Source organism: Xenorhabdus mauleonii, assembly GCF_900113945.1.
Lineage (GTDB): Bacteria > Pseudomonadota > Gammaproteobacteria > Enterobacterales > Enterobacteriaceae > Xenorhabdus > Xenorhabdus mauleonii.
In genome coordinates, this window is the sequence record NZ_FORG01000012.1 from 52,001 (window position 1) to 74,344 (window position 22,344).

The 22,344-nt window shown below is 44.6% G+C and carries 19 protein-coding genes; 7 read left to right on the forward strand and 12 right to left on the reverse strand.

The features are described 5' to 3' along the window. The first annotated feature begins 68 nt into the window (after window positions 1–68). Genes betI through betA form a run of 3 tightly spaced genes read left to right on the forward strand, consistent with a single transcriptional unit; the run spans window position 69 to window position 3,894 of the window. Window positions 69–665, forward strand: coding sequence for a transcriptional regulator BetI (gene betI / locus BM100_RS12785; RefSeq protein ID WP_092511525.1), 597 nt, complete (start codon window positions 69–71; stop codon window positions 663–665). Between the two features lie 42 nt (window positions 666–707). Next, on the forward strand, window positions 708–2,186 hold the full coding sequence (betB, locus tag BM100_RS12790; RefSeq protein ID WP_092511527.1) for a betaine-aldehyde dehydrogenase: 1,479 nt from the start codon (window positions 708–710) through the stop codon (window positions 2,184–2,186). A 28-nt stretch (window positions 2,187–2,214) separates the two neighbouring features. Continuing rightward, window positions 2,215–3,894 (forward strand): choline dehydrogenase, encoded by a 1,680-nt coding sequence (betA, locus tag BM100_RS12795; protein WP_092511529.1) that lies wholly within the window; start codon window positions 2,215–2,217, stop codon window positions 3,892–3,894. A 170-nt stretch (window positions 3,895–4,064) separates the two neighbouring features. Here betA and BM100_RS12800 read toward each other — a convergent pair whose 3' ends face one another. Next, window positions 4,065–4,502: a GNAT family N-acetyltransferase gene (locus BM100_RS12800; protein ID WP_092511531.1), complete on the reverse strand. Its 438-nt coding sequence runs from the start codon at window positions 4,500–4,502 to the stop codon at window positions 4,065–4,067. 182 nt (window positions 4,503–4,684) lie between these two features. Continuing rightward, complete coding sequence (locus BM100_RS12805) at window positions 4,685–5,206, reverse strand: ATP synthase subunit B family protein (RefSeq protein ID WP_092511533.1); 522 nt, start codon at window positions 5,204–5,206, stop codon at window positions 4,685–4,687. 259 nt (window positions 5,207–5,465) lie between these two features. On the opposite strand from BM100_RS12805, the gene BM100_RS12810 reads away from it, so the two are divergent. Together BM100_RS12810 and BM100_RS12815 are read left to right on the forward strand one after the other, a co-directional pair. Continuing rightward, the gene (locus BM100_RS12810; protein ID WP_099139518.1) at window positions 5,466–7,775 is read left to right on the forward strand and encodes a TonB-dependent hemoglobin/transferrin/lactoferrin family receptor; all 2,310 of its coding nucleotides are present in this window, start codon (window positions 5,466–5,468) and stop codon (window positions 7,773–7,775) included. A 575-nt stretch (window positions 7,776–8,350) separates the two neighbouring features. Further along, the gene (locus tag BM100_RS12815; RefSeq protein ID WP_092511535.1) at window positions 8,351–9,523 is read left to right on the forward strand and encodes an FAD-dependent monooxygenase; all 1,173 of its coding nucleotides are present in this window, start codon (window positions 8,351–8,353) and stop codon (window positions 9,521–9,523) included. 274 nt (window positions 9,524–9,797) lie between these two features. Here BM100_RS12815 and nqrM read toward each other — a convergent pair whose 3' ends face one another. The 8 genes from nqrM to BM100_RS12855 all read right to left on the reverse strand — a co-directional run bounded on the left by nqrM (window position 9,798) and on the right by BM100_RS12855 (window position 17,078). Beyond that, entirely contained in the window at window positions 9,798–10,022 is a 225-nt protein-coding gene (gene nqrM, locus BM100_RS12820; RefSeq protein ID WP_092511537.1) for a (Na+)-NQR maturation NqrM, read from the reverse strand. 15 nt (window positions 10,023–10,037) lie between these two features. Beyond that, a complete protein-coding gene (locus tag BM100_RS12825) occupies window positions 10,038–11,066 on the reverse strand; it encodes an FAD:protein FMN transferase (RefSeq protein WP_092511539.1) in 1,029 nt (342 codons plus the stop codon). Between the two features lie 170 nt (window positions 11,067–11,236). Further along, window positions 11,237–12,463 (reverse strand): NADH:ubiquinone reductase (Na(+)-transporting) subunit F, encoded by a 1,227-nt coding sequence (gene nqrF / locus BM100_RS12830; protein WP_092511541.1) that lies wholly within the window; start codon window positions 12,461–12,463, stop codon window positions 11,237–11,239. Window positions 12,464–12,478: 15 nt separating this feature from the next. After that, window positions 12,479–13,075 (reverse strand): NADH:ubiquinone reductase (Na(+)-transporting) subunit E, encoded by a 597-nt coding sequence (nqrE, locus tag BM100_RS12835; RefSeq protein ID WP_038235359.1) that lies wholly within the window; start codon window positions 13,073–13,075, stop codon window positions 12,479–12,481. A gap of 8 nt (window positions 13,076–13,083) precedes the next feature. Continuing rightward, window positions 13,084–13,713, reverse strand: coding sequence for an NADH:ubiquinone reductase (Na(+)-transporting) subunit D (locus BM100_RS12840; RefSeq protein ID WP_092511543.1), 630 nt, complete (start codon window positions 13,711–13,713; stop codon window positions 13,084–13,086). Further along, window positions 13,706–14,500, reverse strand: a complete 795-nt coding sequence (locus BM100_RS12845; RefSeq protein WP_092511545.1) for a Na(+)-translocating NADH-quinone reductase subunit C — start codon at window positions 14,498–14,500, stop codon at window positions 13,706–13,708. The genes BM100_RS12840 and BM100_RS12845 overlap by 8 nt, the downstream gene beginning before the upstream one ends. After that, entirely contained in the window at window positions 14,493–15,731 is a 1,239-nt protein-coding gene (locus tag BM100_RS12850; RefSeq protein ID WP_092511547.1) for an NADH:ubiquinone reductase (Na(+)-transporting) subunit B, read from the reverse strand. The genes BM100_RS12845 and BM100_RS12850 overlap by 8 nt, the downstream gene beginning before the upstream one ends. Window positions 15,732–15,734: 3 nt before the next feature. Then, a complete protein-coding gene (locus BM100_RS12855) occupies window positions 15,735–17,078 on the reverse strand; it encodes a Na(+)-translocating NADH-quinone reductase subunit A (RefSeq protein ID WP_092511549.1) in 1,344 nt (447 codons plus the stop codon). Window positions 17,079–17,498: 420 nt separating this feature from the next. On the opposite strand from BM100_RS12855, the gene BM100_RS12860 reads away from it, so the two are divergent. Then, window positions 17,499–18,263: a L,D-transpeptidase family protein gene (locus tag BM100_RS12860; protein ID WP_092511551.1), complete on the forward strand. Its 765-nt coding sequence runs from the start codon at window positions 17,499–17,501 to the stop codon at window positions 18,261–18,263. Here the strand turns inward: BM100_RS12860 and BM100_RS12865 are convergent. Then, entirely contained in the window at window positions 18,234–19,001 is a 768-nt protein-coding gene (locus BM100_RS12865; RefSeq protein WP_092511553.1) for a class II glutamine amidotransferase, read from the reverse strand. The genes BM100_RS12860 and BM100_RS12865 overlap by 30 nt on opposite strands. A gap of 48 nt (window positions 19,002–19,049) precedes the next feature. Continuing rightward, entirely contained in the window at window positions 19,050–19,631 is a 582-nt protein-coding gene (gene lpcA, locus BM100_RS12870) for a D-sedoheptulose 7-phosphate isomerase (protein ID WP_092511555.1), read from the reverse strand. Window positions 19,632–19,884: 253 nt separating this feature from the next. On the opposite strand from lpcA, the gene fadE reads away from it, so the two are divergent. Further along, window positions 19,885–22,332, forward strand: coding sequence for an acyl-CoA dehydrogenase FadE (gene fadE, locus BM100_RS12875; RefSeq protein WP_092511557.1), 2,448 nt, complete (start codon window positions 19,885–19,887; stop codon window positions 22,330–22,332). The last annotated feature ends 12 nt before the right edge of the window (window positions 22,333–22,344 follow it).

Consider the following 22,344-nt stretch of genomic DNA (forward strand, 5'->3'; position numbering starts at 1 on the left):
TTGATTGAACATTCAATTAAAAAAAAGTTTAATACCTACCGGATGATTGATTTTTTGAGTGTAAAATAATGCCAAAAGTTGGAATGCAGTCGATAAGGAAACAACAACTCATTGATGCGACGTTAGCTGTCATCAATGAGGTTGGGATGCAAGAGGCGAGCATTGCACAAATCGCCCGCAAGGCTGGTGTTTCCACTGGCATTATTAGCCACTACTTCAAAGATAAAAACGGGCTGTTGGAAGCCACCATGCGCTTTCTGTTACATCAGTTGGGAGTGGCCGTCGCATATCGTTTGCGATTGCTTGATGACGATAGCCCCACAGCGAGGCTAAAAGCCATTGTTGAAGGGAATTTTGATCCCAGCCAAATCAGCAGTGCAGCCATGAAAACCTGGTTGGCGTTCTGGGCAAGCAGTATCCACCAGCCCAATCTATATCGCTTACAGCAAGTCAACGAACGCCGTCTGTATTCCAATATTTGTGTTGAATTCAGGCGTGCACTTCCCAAAACAGAAGCCCGATTGGCGGCCCAAGGTCTTGCCGCATTGATTGACGGCATTTGGCTGAGAAGTGCATTAAGCAGCAATCCCTTTGATATCGAAGGGGCATTTAAAATTACCATTGATTACATTGAGCAGAAACTCGGGGCATCGGCTATGACCTGAGTTCTGGCTTATATCCATTGGATAGACTCTTAAGGAGAATCTATGACCCATTTTGGATTGCAGAAACTTTATATTCATGGGGCTTATGTTGATAGCTCCCAACCTGATAATCCGATATTTGATGCAATCAACCCCGCTAATAGCGAAATTATTGCTCAATTTCAGTCCGCGACGGAGCAAGATGTTGAGCTGGCCGTCGAAAGTGCCATTAAGGGGCAAAAAATCTGGGCGGCCATGACAGCAGTTGAACGCTCGCGGATTTTGCACAAGGCCGTGAATATTTTGCGTGAGCGCAATGATGAACTGGCAGAACTGGAAACACTGGATACCGGCAAAGCCTTTTCTGAAACTCAGGCGCTTGATATTGCCTCTGGTGCCGATGTATTGGAATATTATGCAGGCTTGATCCCTGCACTTGAAGGGCAGCAAATTCCACTGCGCGAATCATCTTTCGTATATACACGCCGTGAGCCGCTGGGTGTTGTGGCTGGGATTGGTGCATGGAACTACCCTATCCAAATCGCCCTGTGGAAATCCGCCCCTGCACTTGCAGCCGGCAATGCCATGATTTTCAAGCCCAGTGAAGTCACATCCCTCACTACCCTCAAATTAGCCGAAATTTATACCGAAGCCGGTTTGCCTGATGGCGTGTTCAACGTCCTGACTGGTGCGGGCCATGAGGTTGGTCATTATCTGGCAACTCATCCCAAAATCGCCAAAATGTCTTTCACCGGCGGCACAGTCACTGGCAAAAAAGTCATGGCAAATGCATCTGGCTCCAATTTAAAAGAAGTCACAATGGAGCTGGGTGGAAAATCCCCTCTGATCATCTTTGATGATGCCGATCTGGATCGTGCAGCAGATATTGCCATGATGGCAAATTTTTTCAGCTCCGGTCAGGTTTGTACCAACGGAACACGTGTTTTTGTTCCCAAGGCACTGCTTTCACAGTTTGAGGACAAAATTCTTGAACGAGTGAAACGCATTCGAATTGGTTCACCTCTCGATCCCAATACCAATTTTGGCCCGGTTGTGAGTTTCCCTCACATGGAATCTGTTTTGCGCTATATCGAGAGTGGCAAAAACAGCGGCGCCCGTTTGCTCTGTGGTGGTGAACGTCTGCTGGAAGGCGAATTGGCAAAAGGCGCGTTTGTTGCCCCCACAGTGTTCAGTGATTGTACTGATGACATGTTGATTGTACGGGAAGAAATTTTTGGCCCAGTGATGAGTATTCTGACTTATGAAACAGAAGAAGAAGTCATTGCCCGGGCCAATAACACGCATTACGGCCTAGGCGCCGGATTGGTGACAAAAGATCTTTCCCGTGCACACCGTGTTATCCACCAACTGGAAGCAGGAATTTGTTGGATCAATACATGGGGAGAATCTCCGGCCGCAGTGCCTGTCGGCGGTTATAAACACTCCGGCGTCGGTCGTGAAAATGGCCTGATCACACTACAAAATTACACACAAATTAAATCAATACAGGTGGAATTGGGAGAGTTTGAATCCCTATTTTAATCCACGCCTGAAACAGAGGAGATAATTAATGGTATTTGACTACATTATTATCGGTGCTGGTTCAGCGGGTAACGTACTTGCAACTCGTCTGACGGAAGATCCCGATATCACTGTTCTGCTTTTGGAAGCTGGCGGGCCAGATTACCGATTCGACTTCCGTACTCAAATGCCAGCAGCGCTGGCATATCCCTTGCAGGGAACCCGTTATAACTGGGCATATGAAACCGATCCTGAACCCCACATGAACAACCGACGCATGGAATGCGGGCGCGGCAAGGGGCTTGGAGGATCTTCACTCATCAATGGCATGTGCTATATCCGCGGCAATGCATTGGATTTTGATAATTGGGCATCAAAGCCAGGGTTGGAAGATTGGACGTACCTAGATTGCCTGCCTTATTTTCGCAAAGCTGAATCACGGGATATTGGCGAAAATGACTATCATGGCAGCGCTGGGCCGGTCAGTGTCACAACGCCAAAAATGGGAAATAATGAACTGTTTCACGCTATGGTCGAAGCAGGTATTCAGGCGGGTTATCCACGAACTGACGATCTGAATGGTTATCAGCAAGAAGGTTTTGGCCCAATGGATCGCACTGTCACTCCCAGTGGGCGACGGGCCAGTACAGCCCGTGGGTATCTTGATCAAGCCCGGGCACGCAATAATATCACGATTATCACCCACGCCTTGACAGACACTCTTGAATTTGAGGGTAAGAGAGCTATCGGCGTCAATTTTTACCGGGGTAAAAGCTCTACTTTAACGCACGCCAAAGCACGTAAAGAAGTTTTGCTTTGTGCCGGAGCCATAGCCTCACCGCAAATTTTGCAACGCTCTGGCATTGGCCCTGAAGAGGTTATGAGCGAATTTGGCATTCCTGCGGTACAAATATTGCCGGGAGTCGGGCAAAATTTACAAGACCATCTTGAAATGTATTTGCAATATGAGTGCCTCCAACCCATTTCTCTCTATCCTGCTTTGAAATGGTATAACCAGCCTCAAATTGGCGCAGAGTGGTTATTCAAAGGAACTGGCATTGGGGCCAGCAATCAGTTTGAGGCTGGCGGTTTTATTCGTACCAGTGAGAAATTTGCCTGGCCGAATATTCAGTTTCACTTTTTGCCCGTTGCCATTAATTACAACGGCAGTAATGCCATCAATCAACACAGTTTTCAGGCTCATGTTGGTTCCATGCGCTCCCCAAGCCGTGGCCGTGTGAACATTAAATCGCGGGATCCACGCCAGCATCCCAGTATTCTGTTCAACTATATGTCAACAGAACAAGATTGGCAGGAGTTCCGCGATGCTATTCGCATTACACGGGATATTATGGCGCAGCCTGCACTGGCTCCGTATTGTGGCCGTGAAATCAGCCCGGGTATTGAAATTCAGACCGACGAGCAACTGGATACCTTTATTCGTGAGCATGCGGAAACCGCATTCCACCCATCGTGTAGTTGTAAAATGGGGATGGATGAAATGGCTGTCGTTGATGGTCAGGGGCGTGTACACGGTGTTGAGAATTTGCGAGTGATTGATGCATCCATAATGCCTGAAATTATTACCGGAAATTTGAATGCGACGACAATTATGATTGCAGAGAAGATTGCAGATAAGATCCGCAAACAACCTCCCTTGCCACGCAGCCAGGCAAAATATTACGTTGCCAATGGTGCGCCGGTTCGTCAATTAACACAAAATCGTTGAGCAAGAAATTTGTTCTTAGTGAAATAACATAAATTATCAATACGGGAAAATGAGGGAATTAGGTCTACTGTTTGCATAGTTTTCACTATTGTTTTCCCGCATTGATATTTACAGAAAAATAATAAATATTTTTCGATATTAAAACCCATTTTAATTATCAGAAAAATCGATTACGTTAAATTTAACACCATATAGATATGCTCAGCCCCATCTTCTAAATAAATTTCCCCATGCGCTTGATAACCGAGTCCTTCATAAAATGGCTGGGCATGACATTGTGAAGATAATTCGATGGTTGAAATATTATTTTTGCGCCCATAATCTTCAATAAATTCCATGAGAATACGGCCAATTCCACGACCACGGTAATCTTTTAGCACCGCAATTCGCCCAGCTTTCAGTACGTTGCCATTTTTTGTGAACGCACGTAACACACCGATTGGTTTTTCGTTATCAAATATTACGGCATGCAGAGCAACATCATCATACTCATCAATATCAATGTCAGCCTCAAAGCCTTGTTCATCAGTAAATACTTTTTCACGAATGAAAAATGCCTGCTGGATTAATTCTGGATCTTGTCTTCCGACACTGTATTTTATTTCCATTATTATGTCCTGAGTGTGATGTGCAAAATAGCCTTTAACCTACTGCCAAATGGATAAATAAGTCAAGTTAGTGCGCACTAAAACGCCATTGAAATAATGTCAAAAAGAAGGGTAATCATCGTTAGATTACCCTTCTGATATTTGTTGTACAGTTGGCTCTTACAGGATATCAAACAGATAAATTAACCTTCCTCTTTTTTATCGCTGTCACCTTTCAGGCTATTAATCAAATCATCCGTTTTTTTATCAGTCTCAGACTTTATTTCTTCTGTCTTCGACTTCACGCCATCTGAAAGCTGGTTGAGACTATCAGCCGCCTGATTTTTGATATCGCCTGTTCCCTCTTTGATATTCCCCATCAAATCATTAGCTGCCTTAGTGGCATTATCCTGTATATCTGCCATCTTGGACTTGACTTGATTTGCGACGTCATTGACGGAATTACTGATTTGGCTTTGGGCTTCTTTGGATTTATCGACCATACCTTGGCCTTCTTTCAGAGCGTTGTCCTTCATTTCCTGTGATTTTTCTTTTGCATCATCCATCATGTCCGTGGTTTTTTGCTCAGTATCCGTTTTCATTTGCGTTGCACTTTCTTCTGTTTGCTGTGTAACTTCGTCTGCTTTTTTAGCAGCATCATCACAACCTGCAACCAGTGCCACAATACCAGCCAAGATCAGAGAACCAAGGATCTTTTTCTTCATTGACTAACCCCTTTGCACTTAAGGAAATTGCATTTACAGAAATGACCTCGCCAGCAAGCGCCATGGCTATTCAATACCACGGCAACCACAGGCCCTATGCTCTCATTACCAACATTGTCAGCAATTGAGAGGGTATAACGAACAGACAAAATAAAAATAATTCTCATTTTTATTTGCCCATTTTGTTTTCTAAGGTAACTTATCGCGTGGTAAATATTTCACGTAACAATATTTCACGTAACAATATTTCAGGATATTTATGGCAAAGAATAGTCAAAAATTAGAAAAACGCCCAATTGCAGCAATAACCCAAAAAATTTTACGGGGTACATTATCAGGATCTTTAGCGTTAGGTACTGTATTCTCAGGCTCTATCTATGCTACTGAAAATTCAAATGAGCAAAAAACAGAAAAGAAAAGTGAGGTGATGAAGTTACCGACACTTTCGGTGGTGGAAAGTATACACAACAGCACCCGTGCAGGCAGTTCTGTACTTAAAAAGTCGGATATTGACCGGACTCAAGCTGACAACGTTGCTCAATTACTTGATCAACTCCCCGGTGTATCAATGTCAGGCTCTCCGCGCCCCGGCGGGCAAACTTTGAATATCTGGGGAATGGGTTCAAATGAAGATGTAAAAGTCACTCTGGATGGTGTTCCGAAAGGTTTTCAAAAATATCGTCAAGGTTCCATCTTTCTTGAACCAGAGTTAATTAAGCGTATAGATGTTGATAAAGGGCCTCACAACATACTGAATGGCAACGGGGGATTTGGTGGTTCTGTTAAAATTGTCACCAAAGACGCCAGTGATTTTCTTCGCCCCGATGAAAACTGGGGAGGATTGATCAAACAAAGCTACCACACCAATGACAGGCAATGGATCAATTCTGGAACAATATACGGCAGAGATCCCAACGGCTTTGCTGACGGATTACTCTATGTAAATAAGCGCAATGGACATAATATCAAACGCCCTGATGGCACACGTTTTGAATTCTCACAGAACAATCAAACATCCTATTTATTAAAAACCAATTTCTACCCGAATGACACCCATACTATAAGCCTGTCCGCCATGCGTTCTGAATCAGCTGGTTGGCAACCATGGGCTGCTAAACGAGATGCAATGGTCGTTCCATCTGCTGCAGAAGTAAAAAAGTATGGTTGGGATAATGCATGGAAAAGAAAATTAATTTTTCGTGATCAGATTGATCAAAATTACACGGCTAAATGGAATATCGCACCAGAGGATAATCCATGGCTAAATATGACGATAACATATGGATATTCCAAAACAAAACAAGATGATAGCCGCCCAGAAAATGCATCCAATTCTTTCAGTGGATTAATGGGTAATAAAAGCTGGGTTGACTACATTGATAATATCGCAAAAATCCAGAATGAGAGTGTATTCTCAACAGGCATAATTGAACATGAGTTATTGGTGGGAGCACGTTGGCATAAAAAAGATAACGATGTTTTAATGTTCGATAAGAACAAAAAAAATAAAGCTGATTATAATTATGGTTATTACCAACCTAATTATATGCCGTCTGGCAGTCAGCAAACTTACAGTTTTTATGTTCAGGATTCTTTGAAACTGGGCAATGTTACTATCACTCCTGGTGTCCGTTACGACCATATCAAGAATACTGGTGAAGAAAATAAGGCACCGAGATTTAACAATAAATCACCTAACGTAAACCATGACTACCGTAGTGTAACATATACTGGTTGGTCACCTCATTTAGGCGCAATGTGGCAAGCCAATAAAAACCTTTCCCTATTTGCAGATATCAGCCGTACATGGCGAGCACCATTGGTTGATGAGCAATATGAAGTTCAGTCAGCAATTACCAGCTTGCCGGGTTCAAGCCGCAATCTTGATGTTGAGAAAATGACAGGGATACGCCTTGGTGCCATTCTCGATTTCGACAATTTGATGCTTGAGGGTGACAACCTGCAAATTCGTACCACGCTATTCCGCAATCGTGGTAAAGATGAAATTTTTAAAAGACGTGGTATCTACTGTGAAGCTCAGATCGAAAGTGGCTCAACAAAATCATGTGGAAAACCGCTGTCAAACTATCGTAACCTGCCGGGATATACCATCGAAGGTCTGGAAATAGAAACCTTCTATAACAGCAATACCTTATTCGGGAAATTCTCTTTTTCCACCCTGCGCGGCCAGCGTGATGCTTCAATGCGTGATCCGTGGATAGGGCATAAAACCTGGACTGATGAAATTCCACCGACTTCTGCTCATGCTATGTTGGGTTTCAAGATCCCACAATTACAAATGGAGATGGGATGGAAAGGCGATTTTATTCGCAAACAAGATCGCTCACCGGCAGATGGTGATCCAATGGCCGGTTATTGGTCATTACCTAAAAGTAAAGGTTATGCCTTGCACGGCCTGTTTGCGAACTGGCGTCCGACTTACATAAAAGGATTTGAAGCGCGCATCACCGTCGATAACCTGTTCAACCGTGATTACTATCCTTACTTAGGAGAAAAAGTTTCAGGCATTGGCCGTAACTTCAAATTCAGTATTTCGCAACAGTTTTAACCTACAACCTTACATATAATTCTTTCATCCCTTGCCCTCTTAATTTTGAAGAGGGCTTGTAGTCATAATGAAATGGAAAATAAACTGTAGCACTTAATGTCTACATAAGAGATACCTAATTATATACACTGTATAAATAATTAATAACTGATTCTCTTTCTTATCATTTACAAAAATATTTTCTTGGCTCCCAATATAATTAATTATCAGTATTATTTAATTATGAGATCAAAAGAGAAAAATATCTAAATAGCATATCACTATGGCAGTTTACCGTCTCCCGCGCCACGTGGGACGATAATCTAATACTATTAAGGTAACTTATTTCATTTAAATTATTTTCCTCAGAATTGAGTTAATAAATATACACGCATCGTTCTTCAACGATGCGTTGATTATTTCCTTATAAATCGGAAAAAAACCGGCTCAAGTTTATTCCAATCGTACCAAACTTAAATCAGCCAAGCCAAAACGGGAAATCTATAAAGGATGAATTAAAGATATCTGAATTATGTGAGACCCGGAAAAATTGACTGTTTAGCATTAACCATTTGATTAAAAAGAGGCTAGTTAGTATGACAGCGATAATTGATTGTGAGGATAAAGTCATCATTGTAGGGGCGGGAATCGGAGGGGTAACACTTGCTGCCCAACTTTCTTTATCAGGAATAAAATGTGACGTTTATGAACAGCGAATGAATTTTTCTGAAGTTGGATTTGGCTTAAATATTCAACCTGATGCAGTATCAGTTTTATACCGTTTAGGGCTTGCTGAAAAGTTGGATTCTTGTGGTATACAAACCAGAGCACACCGCTATGTTGACCATTTAGGGACTACTCTTTTCGAAGAAGAAAGGGGGATAAAAGCAGGTTTCGATGCTCCGCAGATATCTATATCTCGTTCCAAACTGCTTAACCTAATATTTTCTATAGCTAATACAAAAGCAGCCTTTAACTTTGGCACGACGTTTTCTACTAATGTTTTACAAAACCCAGAATGGGCAAAAAGCCTTATCGTAGGGGCTGATGGTATACATTCAGTAGTGCGGCAAAATTTATTTCCAGACTCTATGCAACTCAATGCTGGCAATATGATGTTATGGCGGGGAATTACCCCCATGCCAAAGCTTCTGGATGGTCGAACCATGATTCACGCAAACAATAATGAGAATAAGGTTCGTCTCATTGCATATCCTGTATCCAAAGCTCATGATCTGCGTGGGGAAAGCCTTATTAATTGGGTGCTCCTTGTTCCTATTTCACTTGATAAGCCATTTGATGTAATAGCCAATCGATCCCAAGCGACAGATTACCTACTTGACCTCATTAAAGAGTGGCATTTTGATTGGCTTAATCTCCGAACATTAATCACCGAAAGCAAGGCATTGATGCGAACCGAGATGGTGGATAGAAACCCGCTGGATAAATGGAGTCATAATCAGTCTGTTCTAATAGGAGATGCTGCCCATCCTATGTTCCCAATCGGTGCAAATGGAGCAACTCAATCTATCATTGATGCCGAAGTCCTTGCTTCCGCTATCAAAGAAACCTCTGACTTCAGATCTGCAATAGAGAAATATGAGCAAAAACGTATACCTGCTGTATCCAAAATTGTAATGGTGAATAGGGAAATGAACTTACGTGAACTTGCGAATCAAACTCTCAGTCAACAAGCGCGTATTCAAGCAATTGCCGACACAACAAGCCATTACAGAGTTGAAACAACAGGGAGGTTTTCGAATTCATAACGAATTAGGGTTAAAAGTACTTGATATCGAAAAAGGTAAGAATGTCGGCGGTACTTGGTATTGGAATCGTTATCCTGATATTCGTACTGCGTTTGTAGTGCCGGTGGGGCAATAATTGAAACACTCAGGAGCTTATGTTCAGAGTCAGTCACCGCCTGATTAATCTTTTAAAGCTCTCTGGGCTTTTTGCCTTATCTCCCTCGCCCGTACTGGGCGAAGGAGATAAGGCGCATTTTGCTAAATGACCTAACGTTTTGATGAGATTGTATTCTCATCAAAGAATGCGGTTTTTCTCCAGTTGGGCAAGACGAGCGGCTTCCCTTGCTTCGCGTTTTTTGCGGGCATCGCAAGGTTCAGGGCAATCACATACTTTTTCTACACCGATGCTGCCCAATCCACCACAACTTCCCTGAATACTCTTGCGCTTGACGATATAGCCCAGTGCCATTCCTGCAAAAGCCAGCAGGAAGAAGATAAAAGCGGCGATAAAGACTTCCATAACTTTTCCCCCTTCTTATTTCTTCTGTAAGTATGCTTTAAAAGCCGCGCTATAGCGCTCTTCGAAGCCATCTTTGGTTTTGACAATCATAAAGACCGGGATATTCAGTTTCTCAGCCACTTTCATTCCCTCCTCAGGCCCCAATACATCCAAGCCGGTAGAAAAGCCATCTGCGCTCATGCAGGTTGGCGCTATTACCGTAATTGAAACCAGATTATGCCTGATCGGCTTTCCGGTTTTAGGATTAATCGTGTGGGAATAACGTACGCCATTTTGTTCAAAATAATTACGATAGTCGCCGGATGTCGCTACGGCCATATTTCCCGGCGCAATTATTTCTTGAGCACTCTGGGCCATCCCTTTGTCTGATGGCTTTTCAATTGCAATCCGCCATGGATTTCCTTTGCCATTGTGACCCGATGTGCGAACTTCACCACCAATATCAACCATGTAATTTTTGATGTTCTGGGATTCCAGATATTCGGCTACAACATCGACACCATAGCCTTTGGCGATAGAGGAGAGATCAACATAAAGTTCAGGGATAGATTTGATCAGGTTATTGCCCTCAACGGACAATTTATCGATTCCCGTCCAAGCACGGCGAGTTTCTAACTCATTATTCGTCGGTGCCTTGGTTACCCTTCCTTCTGGCCCAAATCCCCACAAATTGACTAATGGGCCAACAGTCACATCCAGCGCGCCTTCAGTGAGCTTATTAATTCTAATAGCTTCTTTGACAACTTTGGCTGTAGCGGCAGAGACCGGGAAAGGTTTATTCACTTCACGACTTTGATTAAAACGACTCAATTCAGAATTTGGCCGATAAGTGGACATTTGATTGTTGACTTCTTCCAGCAACCGATCAATTTCTTTTTGCTGGTCTTCCGGAGCAGCTACCGACGAGTCAGAAACGTATTTAACGGAGTAATAAGTCCCCATCGTCTGCCCACTCAAGTCTTGCTGTTCAGGGCCGCCGCACGCCGACAACAGCACAACCGCAAAAAACAATGTACCCCAGTTGATAATTTTTTTACTCAACATAACTTACTCTTTCTGACTTATGTTTGCCTTGTTCTGAATCGTCAGCGCCCACCTAGAGTGGGCGCTGCCGTTAAATCAATGCACTACCCTTTATATTCGCGGTCTTTCAAGCTATCGCACGGGTGGCTGAAACTTGAAATCGATTGACTTGAAATATATTGGGTACATCATCAACCGCCGAAATCATCCAGCATGATGTTTTCATCTTCTACGCCGAGGTCTTTCAACATCTTGATTACTGCGGCGTTCATGACCGGAGGCCCACACATGTAGAACTCACAATCTTCTGGTGCTGGATGATCTTTCAGGTAGTTTTCATACAGGACATTATGGATAAAGCCTGTGTAACCATCCCAATTATCTTCCGGCAGGGCATCAGACAACGCTACATGCCAGCTAAAGTTCTCGTTTTCTGCGGCCAAACTGTCGAAATCTTCGGTATAAAACATTTCACGCTTAGAACGTGCGCCATACCAGAAGGTGATCTTACGCTTGGAATTCAAACGATTGAGCTGATCTAAGATGTGAGAACGCATTGGCGCCATACCCGCACCACCACCGATGAAGATCATTTCTGCATCCGTGTCTTTTGCAAAGAACTCACCAAATGGGCCAGAAATCGTCACCTTATCACCGGCTTTCAATGACCAGATGTAAGAAGACATGATACCCGGAGTAACATCTGGGTTTCTTGGCGGTGGAGTCGCAATACGCACGTTCAGCATGATAATGCCGTGCTCTTCCGGATAGTTCGCCATTGAGTATGCACGAACCGTTGGCTCTTTGACTTCAGAAACATAACGGAACAGATTGAATTTATCCCAATCTTCACGGTATTCCTCTGGTACGTCATAGTCAGCATAACGGGCTACGTGTGGCGGACATTCAATCTGAATGTAACCACCGGCACGGAATGGCACGACTTCTCCCTCAGGAATTTTCAGTTTCAATTCTTTAATGAAAGTCGCTTTGTTATCGTTGGAGATAACTTCACATTCCCATTTCTTAACGCCGAAAATTTCCTCTGGCAATTCGATTTTCAGGTCTTGTTTAACATTGACCTGACACGCCAAACGGCAACCTTCTTTCGCTTCACGCTTATTAATGTGAGACAGTTCGGTAGGCAGAATATCGCCGCCGCCCTCTTTGATTTTCACACGGCACTGACCACAAGAGCCACCACCACCACACGCAGAGGACACAAAAATCCCCTGGCCGGAAAGCACATTCAACAATTTGTCACCGGCGGGAGCAGAGAAACTTTTGTCCTCATCGCCATTGACTTCAACTTTAATATCCCCGGTGTTCACTAACTTAGATTTTGCGAACAAAATCATTGCCGTCAGTACCAACACAATCAGGGTAAACATTACTACGCCTAAAATGATTATATCCATGAATTCTTCTCGCCTTTAGAGCTGCACACCGGAGAAGGACATAAAGCCCAATGCCATCAAGCCAGTAGTGACAAAGGTGATCCCCAACCCTTTCAGACCCGCCGGAACATCCGCATATTTCATTTTTTCACGGATAGCGGCCATCAGAACAATCGCCAGCATCCAGCCCATGCCGGAACCGAAGCCATATACGATGGATTCACTGAAGTTATAGTCACGCTGTGCCATGAAAGAAACGCCACCGAAAATCGCACAGTTTACGGTAATCAACGGCAGGAAAATTCCTAACGCGTTGTAAAGTGCCGGAACATAGCGATCCAAGATCATTTCCAGAATCTGTACCAGTGCAGCAATCACCCCGATAAAGGTGATGAAGTTCAAGAAGCTGAGATCAACCCCATCCATCAAGGCCCCGTCACGGAGTACCAGATTGTAGACAAGGTTGTTGGCAGGGACAGAAATACCCAATACAACCGTTACAGCAACACCGAGGCCAAAAGCCGTCTTCACGTTCTTTGATACCGCCAGAAACGTACACATACCGAGGAAGAAAGATAACGCCATATTCTCGATAAAGACTGCGCGGACAAACAAACTAATATAGTGTTCCATTTTGTTTGTTACTCCTTCTCAACCTGCGCAGGTTTCAGAGTCCGCAGACCCCAAATCAGCATACCAATAATGAAGAATGCACTCGGTGCCAGCAGGAACAGGCCATTCGGCTGATACCAACCGCCATTTTTGACAGATTCCAACACCGTGATACCTAACAATTTTCCGGAACCAAACAGTTCACGCAGGAAGCCAACCAGCAACAAAATCACGCCGTAGCCTAAACCGTTACCGATACCGTCCATGAAACTTTCAACAGGCGGTGATTTCATCGCATAGGCTTCAGCACGTCCCATTACGATACAGTTCGTAATAATAAGGCCGACAAACACCGATAACTGTTTGGAAATTTCGTAAGCATAAGCCCGCAAGATTTGGTCTACTACGATAACCAGTGATGCGATAATAGCCATTTGTACAATGATTCGCACGCTGCCCGGAATGAAGTTGCGAATCAATGAAATGAAAAAGTTAGAAAACGCTGTAACCAGTGTCACAGCAATTGTCATAACCAATGCAGTTTCCAGCTTGGTGGTCACAGCCAATGCTGAACACACACCCAAAACCTGCAATGCAATTGGGTTATTATCAAACAGCGGCCCAAGAAGGACGCGTTTTATCTCTTTACTATCAGCCATCTTTCAGGGCTCCCTCACGTACTTTTTTCAGGAACGGGCCAAAACCATTATCACCCAACCAGAAATCAAACATATGCTGAACACCGTTGGAGGTCAGGGTCGCGCCGGATAAACCATCTACACCGTAAGGATTATCACCTGCCCCACCACGAACGATCTTAAGTGCCGGAACACCTTGCGGGTTGTAGAGTTTTTTACCTACCCATTGCTTGCGCCACTGAGGGTTATCAACTTCTCCACCCAAGCCCGGGGTTTCACCATGAGAGTAATAACTGATACCACGAGATGTCACACCGTCTACATCAATGGAAATAAAGGCGTACATCACTGACCACAAACCTGATCCGTAGATAGGCAGAACCAGTTCTGTCGTCTTACCGGCTTCATCTTTCACCAAATAGATTTCTGCCATATTGGCGCGACGGCGGATTTTTGCCAGATCCTGCTCTGGTGGCAAAGCAATACTGCTTTCATCACTGCGCAAAGCGTTATTCAGATCAAAATCGCCATTAGTTTTTTCCAGCGTTGCTGTTTTCAAATCAAGCAATTCAGGCTGGATACGGCTGTTGTAAATCTCTTTGATTTCCGCAGTTGTCATGCCTGGTTTCAATAAACCGGCTACATCCAAAATATTACGCTGTTTATCCAGTTGTTTTTGTTCTTGCTGCTGTGCTTTCAGGCCTACAGCTGATCCCGCAACCACAATCGAACATACAAGGCACAGCACAAAAACAACGAGAAACGTTCTACCAATGCTGTCATTATTTTTTGGTTTATCATTAGCCACGGGCTTTTCTCCGCTTAATATTGGCCTGAACGACCAGATAATCGAACAGTGGCGCGAACAGGTTAGCAAACAGAATCGCCAACATCATGCCTTCCGGGTAAGCTGGGTTTACTACTCTGATAAGAACACACATAGCACCAATCAGAATACCGTATGCCCATTTACCTTTGTCCGTAAATGCAGCGGAGACAGGATCGGTCGCCATAAAGATCATACCGAAAGCAAAGCCACCCAGAACCAGATGCCAATACCACTCCATAGCAAACATTGGGTTAGTGGTAGAGCCAATCAGATTAAACAGGTAAGAAGTCGCAATCATACCGAGCATCACACCCGCGACAATGCGCCATGAAGCGATGCGGGCAAACAAAATGATGGCACCACCGATAAGGATCATCAACGTGGAAACTTCGCCGATTGAACCAGGAATATTACCGATAAAAGCGTCCATCCATGTGACTGGCTGCCCAGTAATGGTATTTACCAAGCCGTGACTACCGGAGGTTGCCCATTGAGACAGAGGAGTCGCACCAGAAAAACCATCAGCTGCTGTCCAAACCAAATCACCTGAAATTTGAGCCGGATAAGCAAAGAACAAGAAAGCACGGCCAGCTAAAGCAGGGTTAAGGAAGTTACGCCCTGTACCACCGAAGATTTCCTTGGCAATCACAACACCAAAGGTAATCCCTATGGCTGCTTGCCATAATGGCAAGGTTGGCGGAACAATCAACGCAAACAGAATAGAACTGACGAAGAAACCTTCGTTGATTTCATGTTTACGGATAATGGCGAACAGAACTTCCCAGAAGCCACCCACCACAAAAACCACGGCATAAATTGGCAGGAAGTAGGTTGCGCCCAGCAACATTTTGCTGCCCCAACCTGCATCAGGTGTCAGCGAGGCCCCAAGATACTGCGCAAGCACATAGTGCCAGTCAGAAGCCAAAACCTGCTGTAACGCATCTCCGCTGTATAAATGGGTCAGCGCCGGAATGGCCTGATTACCAACGTTATACATTCCCCAGAACATTGCTGGAAAAACAGACATCCATACCAAGATCATCATACGTTTGAGATCGATGGCATCACGGACGTGGGCACGCCCTTTTGTTACTGTACCCGGAGTATAGAAAACGGTGCTCACTGCCTCATAAAGAGGATAATACTTTTCCAGTTTGCCACCGGCCTCAAAGTGGTGTTCTACTTTTTCAAATAAATTTTTCAGGCCCATGAATTACCCTTCCAGCTCAATCTTAGTCAGCACGTCACGCAATACCGGACCGTACTCATATTTGCCGGGGCAAACATAGGTACACAATGCCAAATCTTCTTCATCCAGTTCCAGACAACCCAGCGCCTGAGAACTGTCAGTATCGCCTGCAAGCAAGTCACGCAGCAGATGTGTTGCCATGATGTCCAACGGCATCACACGCTCGTAGTTGCCAATCGGCACCATAGAGCGCTCACCACCATTTGTGGTGGTTGAGAAAGCAAAACGTTTCTTTTTCAGGAAGTGACCAATTGTGGTACGGGTAATGGAGAACTTATTAACTCCTGGCGCAATCCAGCCAAACAGCTCTTTTTCACGGCCTTCTGCCAGCACAGAAACCAGAGTGTGGAAACGGCCAAGGTATTGATGAGCATCATCCGATTTTGTACCACACAGCACAGAACCGGAAATAATGCGGTTTTCATCTTCTTTCAGCTGATTTTGTGTTAGTTCCAGTAAGTCTGCACCCAGACGGGTACGCACTAAACGTGGCGTTTTAACTTGAGGGCCAGCCAGAGATACCACACGCTCGGCGTAAAGTTCACCTGTCGTGAATAACTTACCAATGGCGATAACATCCTGATAGCCTAAATGCCACACCATTTTTTGGATACTGACAGGCGCAAGGAAATGAATATGAGTACCAACCAGACCTGCTGGGTGCGGCCCGGCAAATTGGTTATAGGTAATTTGCGTGTTGTTTCCTGCGGTTGGGATCTTTCCAGCGCCATGACAGACGTGGATTTTTCCCTCTGTCAATTTTGACAGAATATTCAGGCCATCAACAAAAGCCTCTTCCTGTGTCGCGATAACAACCAATGGATCAGCAGCCAGTGGCTGGGTATCCATTGCAGTGACGAAGATAGCCTTTGGTGTGGAACCGGGAACAGGAGAACGACTGAAAGGACGCGTACGCAGTGCTGTCCACAACCCTGACGCAAGCAGGTTTTTTTCTACTTGTTCACGGCTAAGACCAGCAAGCTCTGCACGATCATAACAATCAAACATCACTTTCTCATCGCCATTCACTTCAATCACGACAGATTGCAGGATACGGCGCTCACCGCGAGCGATAGTTACAATTTTTCCGCTTGCGGGACTAGTAAAAACAACCCCTGGATTCTTTTTATCTTCAAAAAGAATTTGCCCTTTTTTGACATGCTCACCTTCCTTTACCAGCATAGAAGGACGCATTCCAACATATTCTTCGCCGAGTAAAGCGACATGGCGAATCGTCGGACCATCTTCTATAACTTGGGCAGGCGCTCCTGCTATCGGGAGGTCGAGTCCTTTTTTAATTTTAATCATAAGATTTGCACAAGTTTATCAATTAAATCATATGCTACCAATTACCCTTGGGGTAACGCAGCGACTTCAGTAATTAAAAACAGCTTGAGCGATATGCGGCTCAAGTCATTCACTCCGATAATTGTTACAATTTTCTCTTAATTTTCGCCGGCGGTAATTCTAACATTTCCCCCACTGGCTGTCTGAATAATCAAGTGACTTAGTTCAAGCAAATAAGAATAATTTCTCTGCTGAACCGTTAACTATTCGAGAAAGGCGAGCTATAAGCTCATTTTTACCTACACCAGAATACTTTTTAACCAAAAAGTATCTTCACATAGGTCAGTTATCACTGCTATCTTTTACTCAATCTTTCGCTAAAATTTTGTAATCCTGCATTCAATATTTTGATAACTCCACACCCTTTCATACGGTTACTTTATGAAAAAAATCATTTTTTCTCTTTCAGTAAACCTATTGCTATTGCATATTCCGCTTTCTGCTACCGCACAGACAGCCATACAACAATCATCTTCATCGTGGCTCAACTTACCGCCCCAAAAAACATTATTAAAACAACTTGGTGCTGAGATTTTCATCCAAATACTCAAAGAAGAGAAACTTCTTGAAATTTATACAAAAAACAGCAATGGCCGTTACCAGTTAACCCAAAGTTATCCGATCTGCAATTACTCTGGTGGGCTTGGCCCCAAAATATTGCCTGGAGACTTTAAAAGCCCCGAAGGGTTTTATCACGTCAGGCTTAAACAGTTAAAGCCGAATAGCCACTATTATCGGGCCATTAATCTAGGTTTCCCCAATGAGTTTGATAAATCCAGAGGTTATTCCGGCAGTAACTTAATGATTCATGGTGAATGCAAGTCTATTGGCTGTTATGCCATGACCAATCGCTATATGGATGAAATATATCAATATACGGAAAGTGCACTTTATCACGGACAACATGAAATCAAGATCAATATTTATCCCTTCAGGATGACATCACAAAATATGGTACGGCATAAAAATAACGACAATTATCCTTTTTGGAAACAGTTGCAGCCCGCCTATGAGTATTTTGCCAAACATAGTGTTCCTGCCAATGTCAGCGTAATAGGCGGGCAATACATCGTTAGCGCAAATCCCGAAAAGCAACCTCTGCCCGAAAATATTGAATCAAACTACACGCTCACCAAAATGGAATAGCACATAGCTCCCTGGTTCAATACGATGCCAATTTTCATTGCCGGTCAAAGGCTGAGTCGCAATGACTGAGACTACATCCCCGGGTTGGGTATGCTGCTGAAAATCGATCTCAACATCCTGATCAAGTAACTTTGCCCTGCCAAAAGGGGCACGACGGGTAATCCAATTTAATTGAGTAGAACAGTAAGCCATCACAAACTGCCCGTCTGACAAGAGCATATTGAAAACCCCTTTCTTTCTCAACTCATCGGCTAAAGATGCAATGAATTTAAATACAGGCTTCCAGTTAGAAGGCCGTTTAGGATACTTTAGGGATAATTGATGTAATATCCAGCAGAATGCCCACTCGCTGTCCGTCTCACCAACCGGGCGGAAATGACCCGTTTTCAGACTACGAAATCCTTTCAGTTGCCCATTGTGGGCATAAGTCCAATATTTACCCCAAAGCTCGCGGGTAAATGGATGAGTATTTACCAGAGAAACATTACCGCGGTTTGCTTGACGAATGTGAGCGACAATCACTTCCGACTTAATCGGGCAACCCTGTACAAATTGCGCCACAGGGGAGCGACAACTGGACTGGTGGTCTTTAAACGTCCGGTATCCCAACCCTTCATAAAAAGTAATTCCCCAACCATCCTTGTGAGGGCCGGTGTGCCCACCTCGTTGAATCAGCCCACTCAGGCTGAAAACGATATCTGTTGGTACATTGGCACTCATACCAAGTAATTCACACATTGCCTACCCCTAACAACTGCCCCTGCTTCCTACCCCTGCGGATAGAAATCAGGCTTTAACCATTTCTTTTTCAATCAATTGAATCAAGATGTGAATCACCTTGATGTGAATTTCCTGAATGCGATCCGCATAACCAAAATGCGGTACTCTGATTTCAACATCTGCCGTTCCCGCCATTTTCCCGCCATCTTTACCGGTTAAAGTAATCACTTTCATCCCCTTGGCACGAGCGGCTTCAATCGCCTTGATAATATTGCCGGAATTTCCTGACGTTGAAATCCCCAACAAAACATCGCCTTTCTGACCAACGGCTTCAAGGTAACGGGAAAAAACATAATCGTAACCAAAGTCATTGCTCACACAGGACAAATGGCTTGGATCAGAAATCGCAATGCCCGGATAGCCCGGACGGTTTTCCCGGTAGCGGCCAGTCAACTCTTCCGCAAAATGCATGGCATCACAATGTGAACCACCATTGCCACAGGAAAGCACTTTTCCTCCTGCCTTGAATGAATCAGCCAGCAAAACCGCTGCTTCTTGGATAGCATTAATATTTGCATCATCATTGAGGAATTTAGCCAGCGTGTCTGCGGCTTCAGATAATTCACTGCGGATCAGATCTTGATACATGGGACTCATACTCCTGAAAGGTCTTCGGGATTAATAACATCAGCCGCTCAGTGTAACGGATTCCCCCCTTTGAAAGAAGATGCCATTGCCTCCCTGTGAAATTATTCCGTACAAAACTTGAGTGACTTTGTGAGCTGGATTGTAATTAAGATGTAAATATATTGATAATTGCCCTTTCCTCATCTAAAACAGAAGGACATCGCAACAGGTCAGACCTCTGACAACTCAACCTGAGATTTACAGGAGTTTTACTATGACCGCTCTCAGCATTATTTTATTTTTAGTCTTGATTGGCGGGCTTTGCTACCACAAAGTCAGCTTGATGCTCAGTAGCTTACTGCTTGCTGCCTATACTATTGTCATGGGTATGGCTGGCCTTTGGAGTTACTGGCTGCTGTTACCGTTAGCCATTGTTCTTTTACCACTTATCTTCACTCCAGTACGTATTTCTTTATTCTCTGCCCCTGGCTTGAAAACTTTCCGCAAAGTCATGCCAAGCATGTCCACAACAGAGAAAGAAGCTATTGACGCAGGAACAACTTGGTGGGAAGGCGATCTGTTCAGCGGTAATCCAGATTGGCAAAAAATGCATAACTACCCAAAACCACAATTGACTGCTGAAGAGCAAGCCTTTATTGATGGTCCGGTAGAAGAAGCCTGCCGCATGGCAAATGATTTTCAAATCTCCCATGAACTGGCTGATTTACCGCCAGAGCTGTGGAATTATCTGAAAGAAAAGCGTTTCTTTGCCATGATCATCAAGAAAGAATACGGTGGTCTGGAATTTTCCGCTTACGCTCAATCTCAGGTACTACAAAAACTGTCTGGGGTATCCGGTATTCTGGCAATTACTGTTGGCGTGCCTAACTCTTTGGGCCCAGGTGAATTGCTGCAACACTACGGCACCGATGAGCAGAAAAAACACTATCTGCCAGGTCTGGCCCGTGGTGAAGAGATCCCTTGTTTTGCTTTAACCAGCCCTGAAGCTGGCTCTGATGCCGGTTCTATTCCGGATACAGGCGTCGTCTGTATGGGTGAATGGCAAGGCAAGCAAGTGCTTGGCATGCGCCTGAACTGGAATAAGCGCTATATCACGCTGGCACCTATCGCTACTGTATTGGGCCTAGCATTCAAACTGTACGATCCTGATCATCTGCTAGGTGATACTGAGTCTCTGGGCATCACTTGTGCCTTGATCCCAACCAACACCCCGGGTGTTGAGATTGGCAAGCGCCACTTCCCGTTGAATATTCCATTCCAAAATGGCCCAACCCGCGGTAAAGATATTTTTGTTCCTATCGATTACATCATCGGTGGGCCAAAAATGGCAGGCCAGGGTTGGAGAATGCTGGTTGAATGTCTGTCTGTTGGCCGTGGCATTACCCTGCCTTCCAATGCAACAGGTGGACTGAAAAGTGCTGCCATGGCGATTGGGGCTTACTCCCATATCCGCCGTCAATTCAAAGTTTCCATCGGTAAAATGGAAGGCATTGAAGAGCCATTGGCACGTATCGCCGGTAACTCTTACCTAATGGATGCAGCAGCAACCATGGTTACCACCGGCATTATGCTAGGCGAAAAACCTGCTGTTCTTTCCGCTATCGTGAAATACCACTGTACTCACAGAGGACAACGCGCCTTTATCGATGCAATGGATATCGCTGGCGGTAAAGGCATCTGCCTTGGGCCATCCAACTTCCTTGCCCGCGGTTATCAGGGCGCCCCGATTGCCATTACTGTAGAAGGTGCGAATATCTTGACCCGCAGTCTGATAATCTTCGGTCAGGGTGCAATTCGCTGCCATCCTTATGTTCTGGCTGAAATCGCGGCGGCAGAAAATAACAACGTGAAAGCCTTTGACAAGGCGCTGTTTGGTCATCTCGGCCATGTTGCCAGCAATACTCTGCGCAGCCTGTGGCTCGGCCTTACCAAGGGCAGAACCAGCAAATCACCAATGAATGACGCAACCCGTCGCTACTACCAGCAGATCAATAGATTAAGTGCCAACCTTGCCCTGCTTTCTGATGTCTCAATGGGCGTATTGGGTGGCAGCCTGAAACGTCGTGAGCGCGTTTCTGCACGCTTGGGTGATATTCTGAGTCAAATTTTCTTGGCTTCCGCTGCGTTAAAACGCTACGAAGATGAAGGCCGCCAAAAAGAAGATTTGCCATTGGTGCAATGGGCTGTAGAAGATAGCTTGCATCAAGCAGAGCTGGCGATGAACGATTTACTGCTCAATTTCCCGAACCGCCTGATTGCTGGTTTAATGCATGTTATCGTCTTCCCATTGGGTCGCGCGCATACTGCACCATCCGATAAACTGGATCACAAGCTGGCTCAGATATTGCAAACGCCTTCTGCAACCCGTAGCCGTATCGGGCGTGGCCAATACCTGACACCCAGCGAACACAATCCTCACGGCTTATTGGAAGAAGCATTGCTCGATATCCTCGCAGCAGAGCCAATCCATGCCCGTTTAAGCCGTGAAGCAGGCAAAAATCTGAGCTTTACTCGCTTGGATAACTTGGCCGAAAAAGCGCTGGCAGAGAATAAAATCACTCAAGAAGAGGCGAATATTCTCAAACGTGCTGAAAACAGCCGCCTGCGTTCAATCAATGTTGATGAGTTTGAGGCGGATGCTTTTGCTGTACCGCATTCAGCAAAAAAGCTTGAAAGTCAGAGTCAAACTAAAGTTGCCTGACACTGACTAACT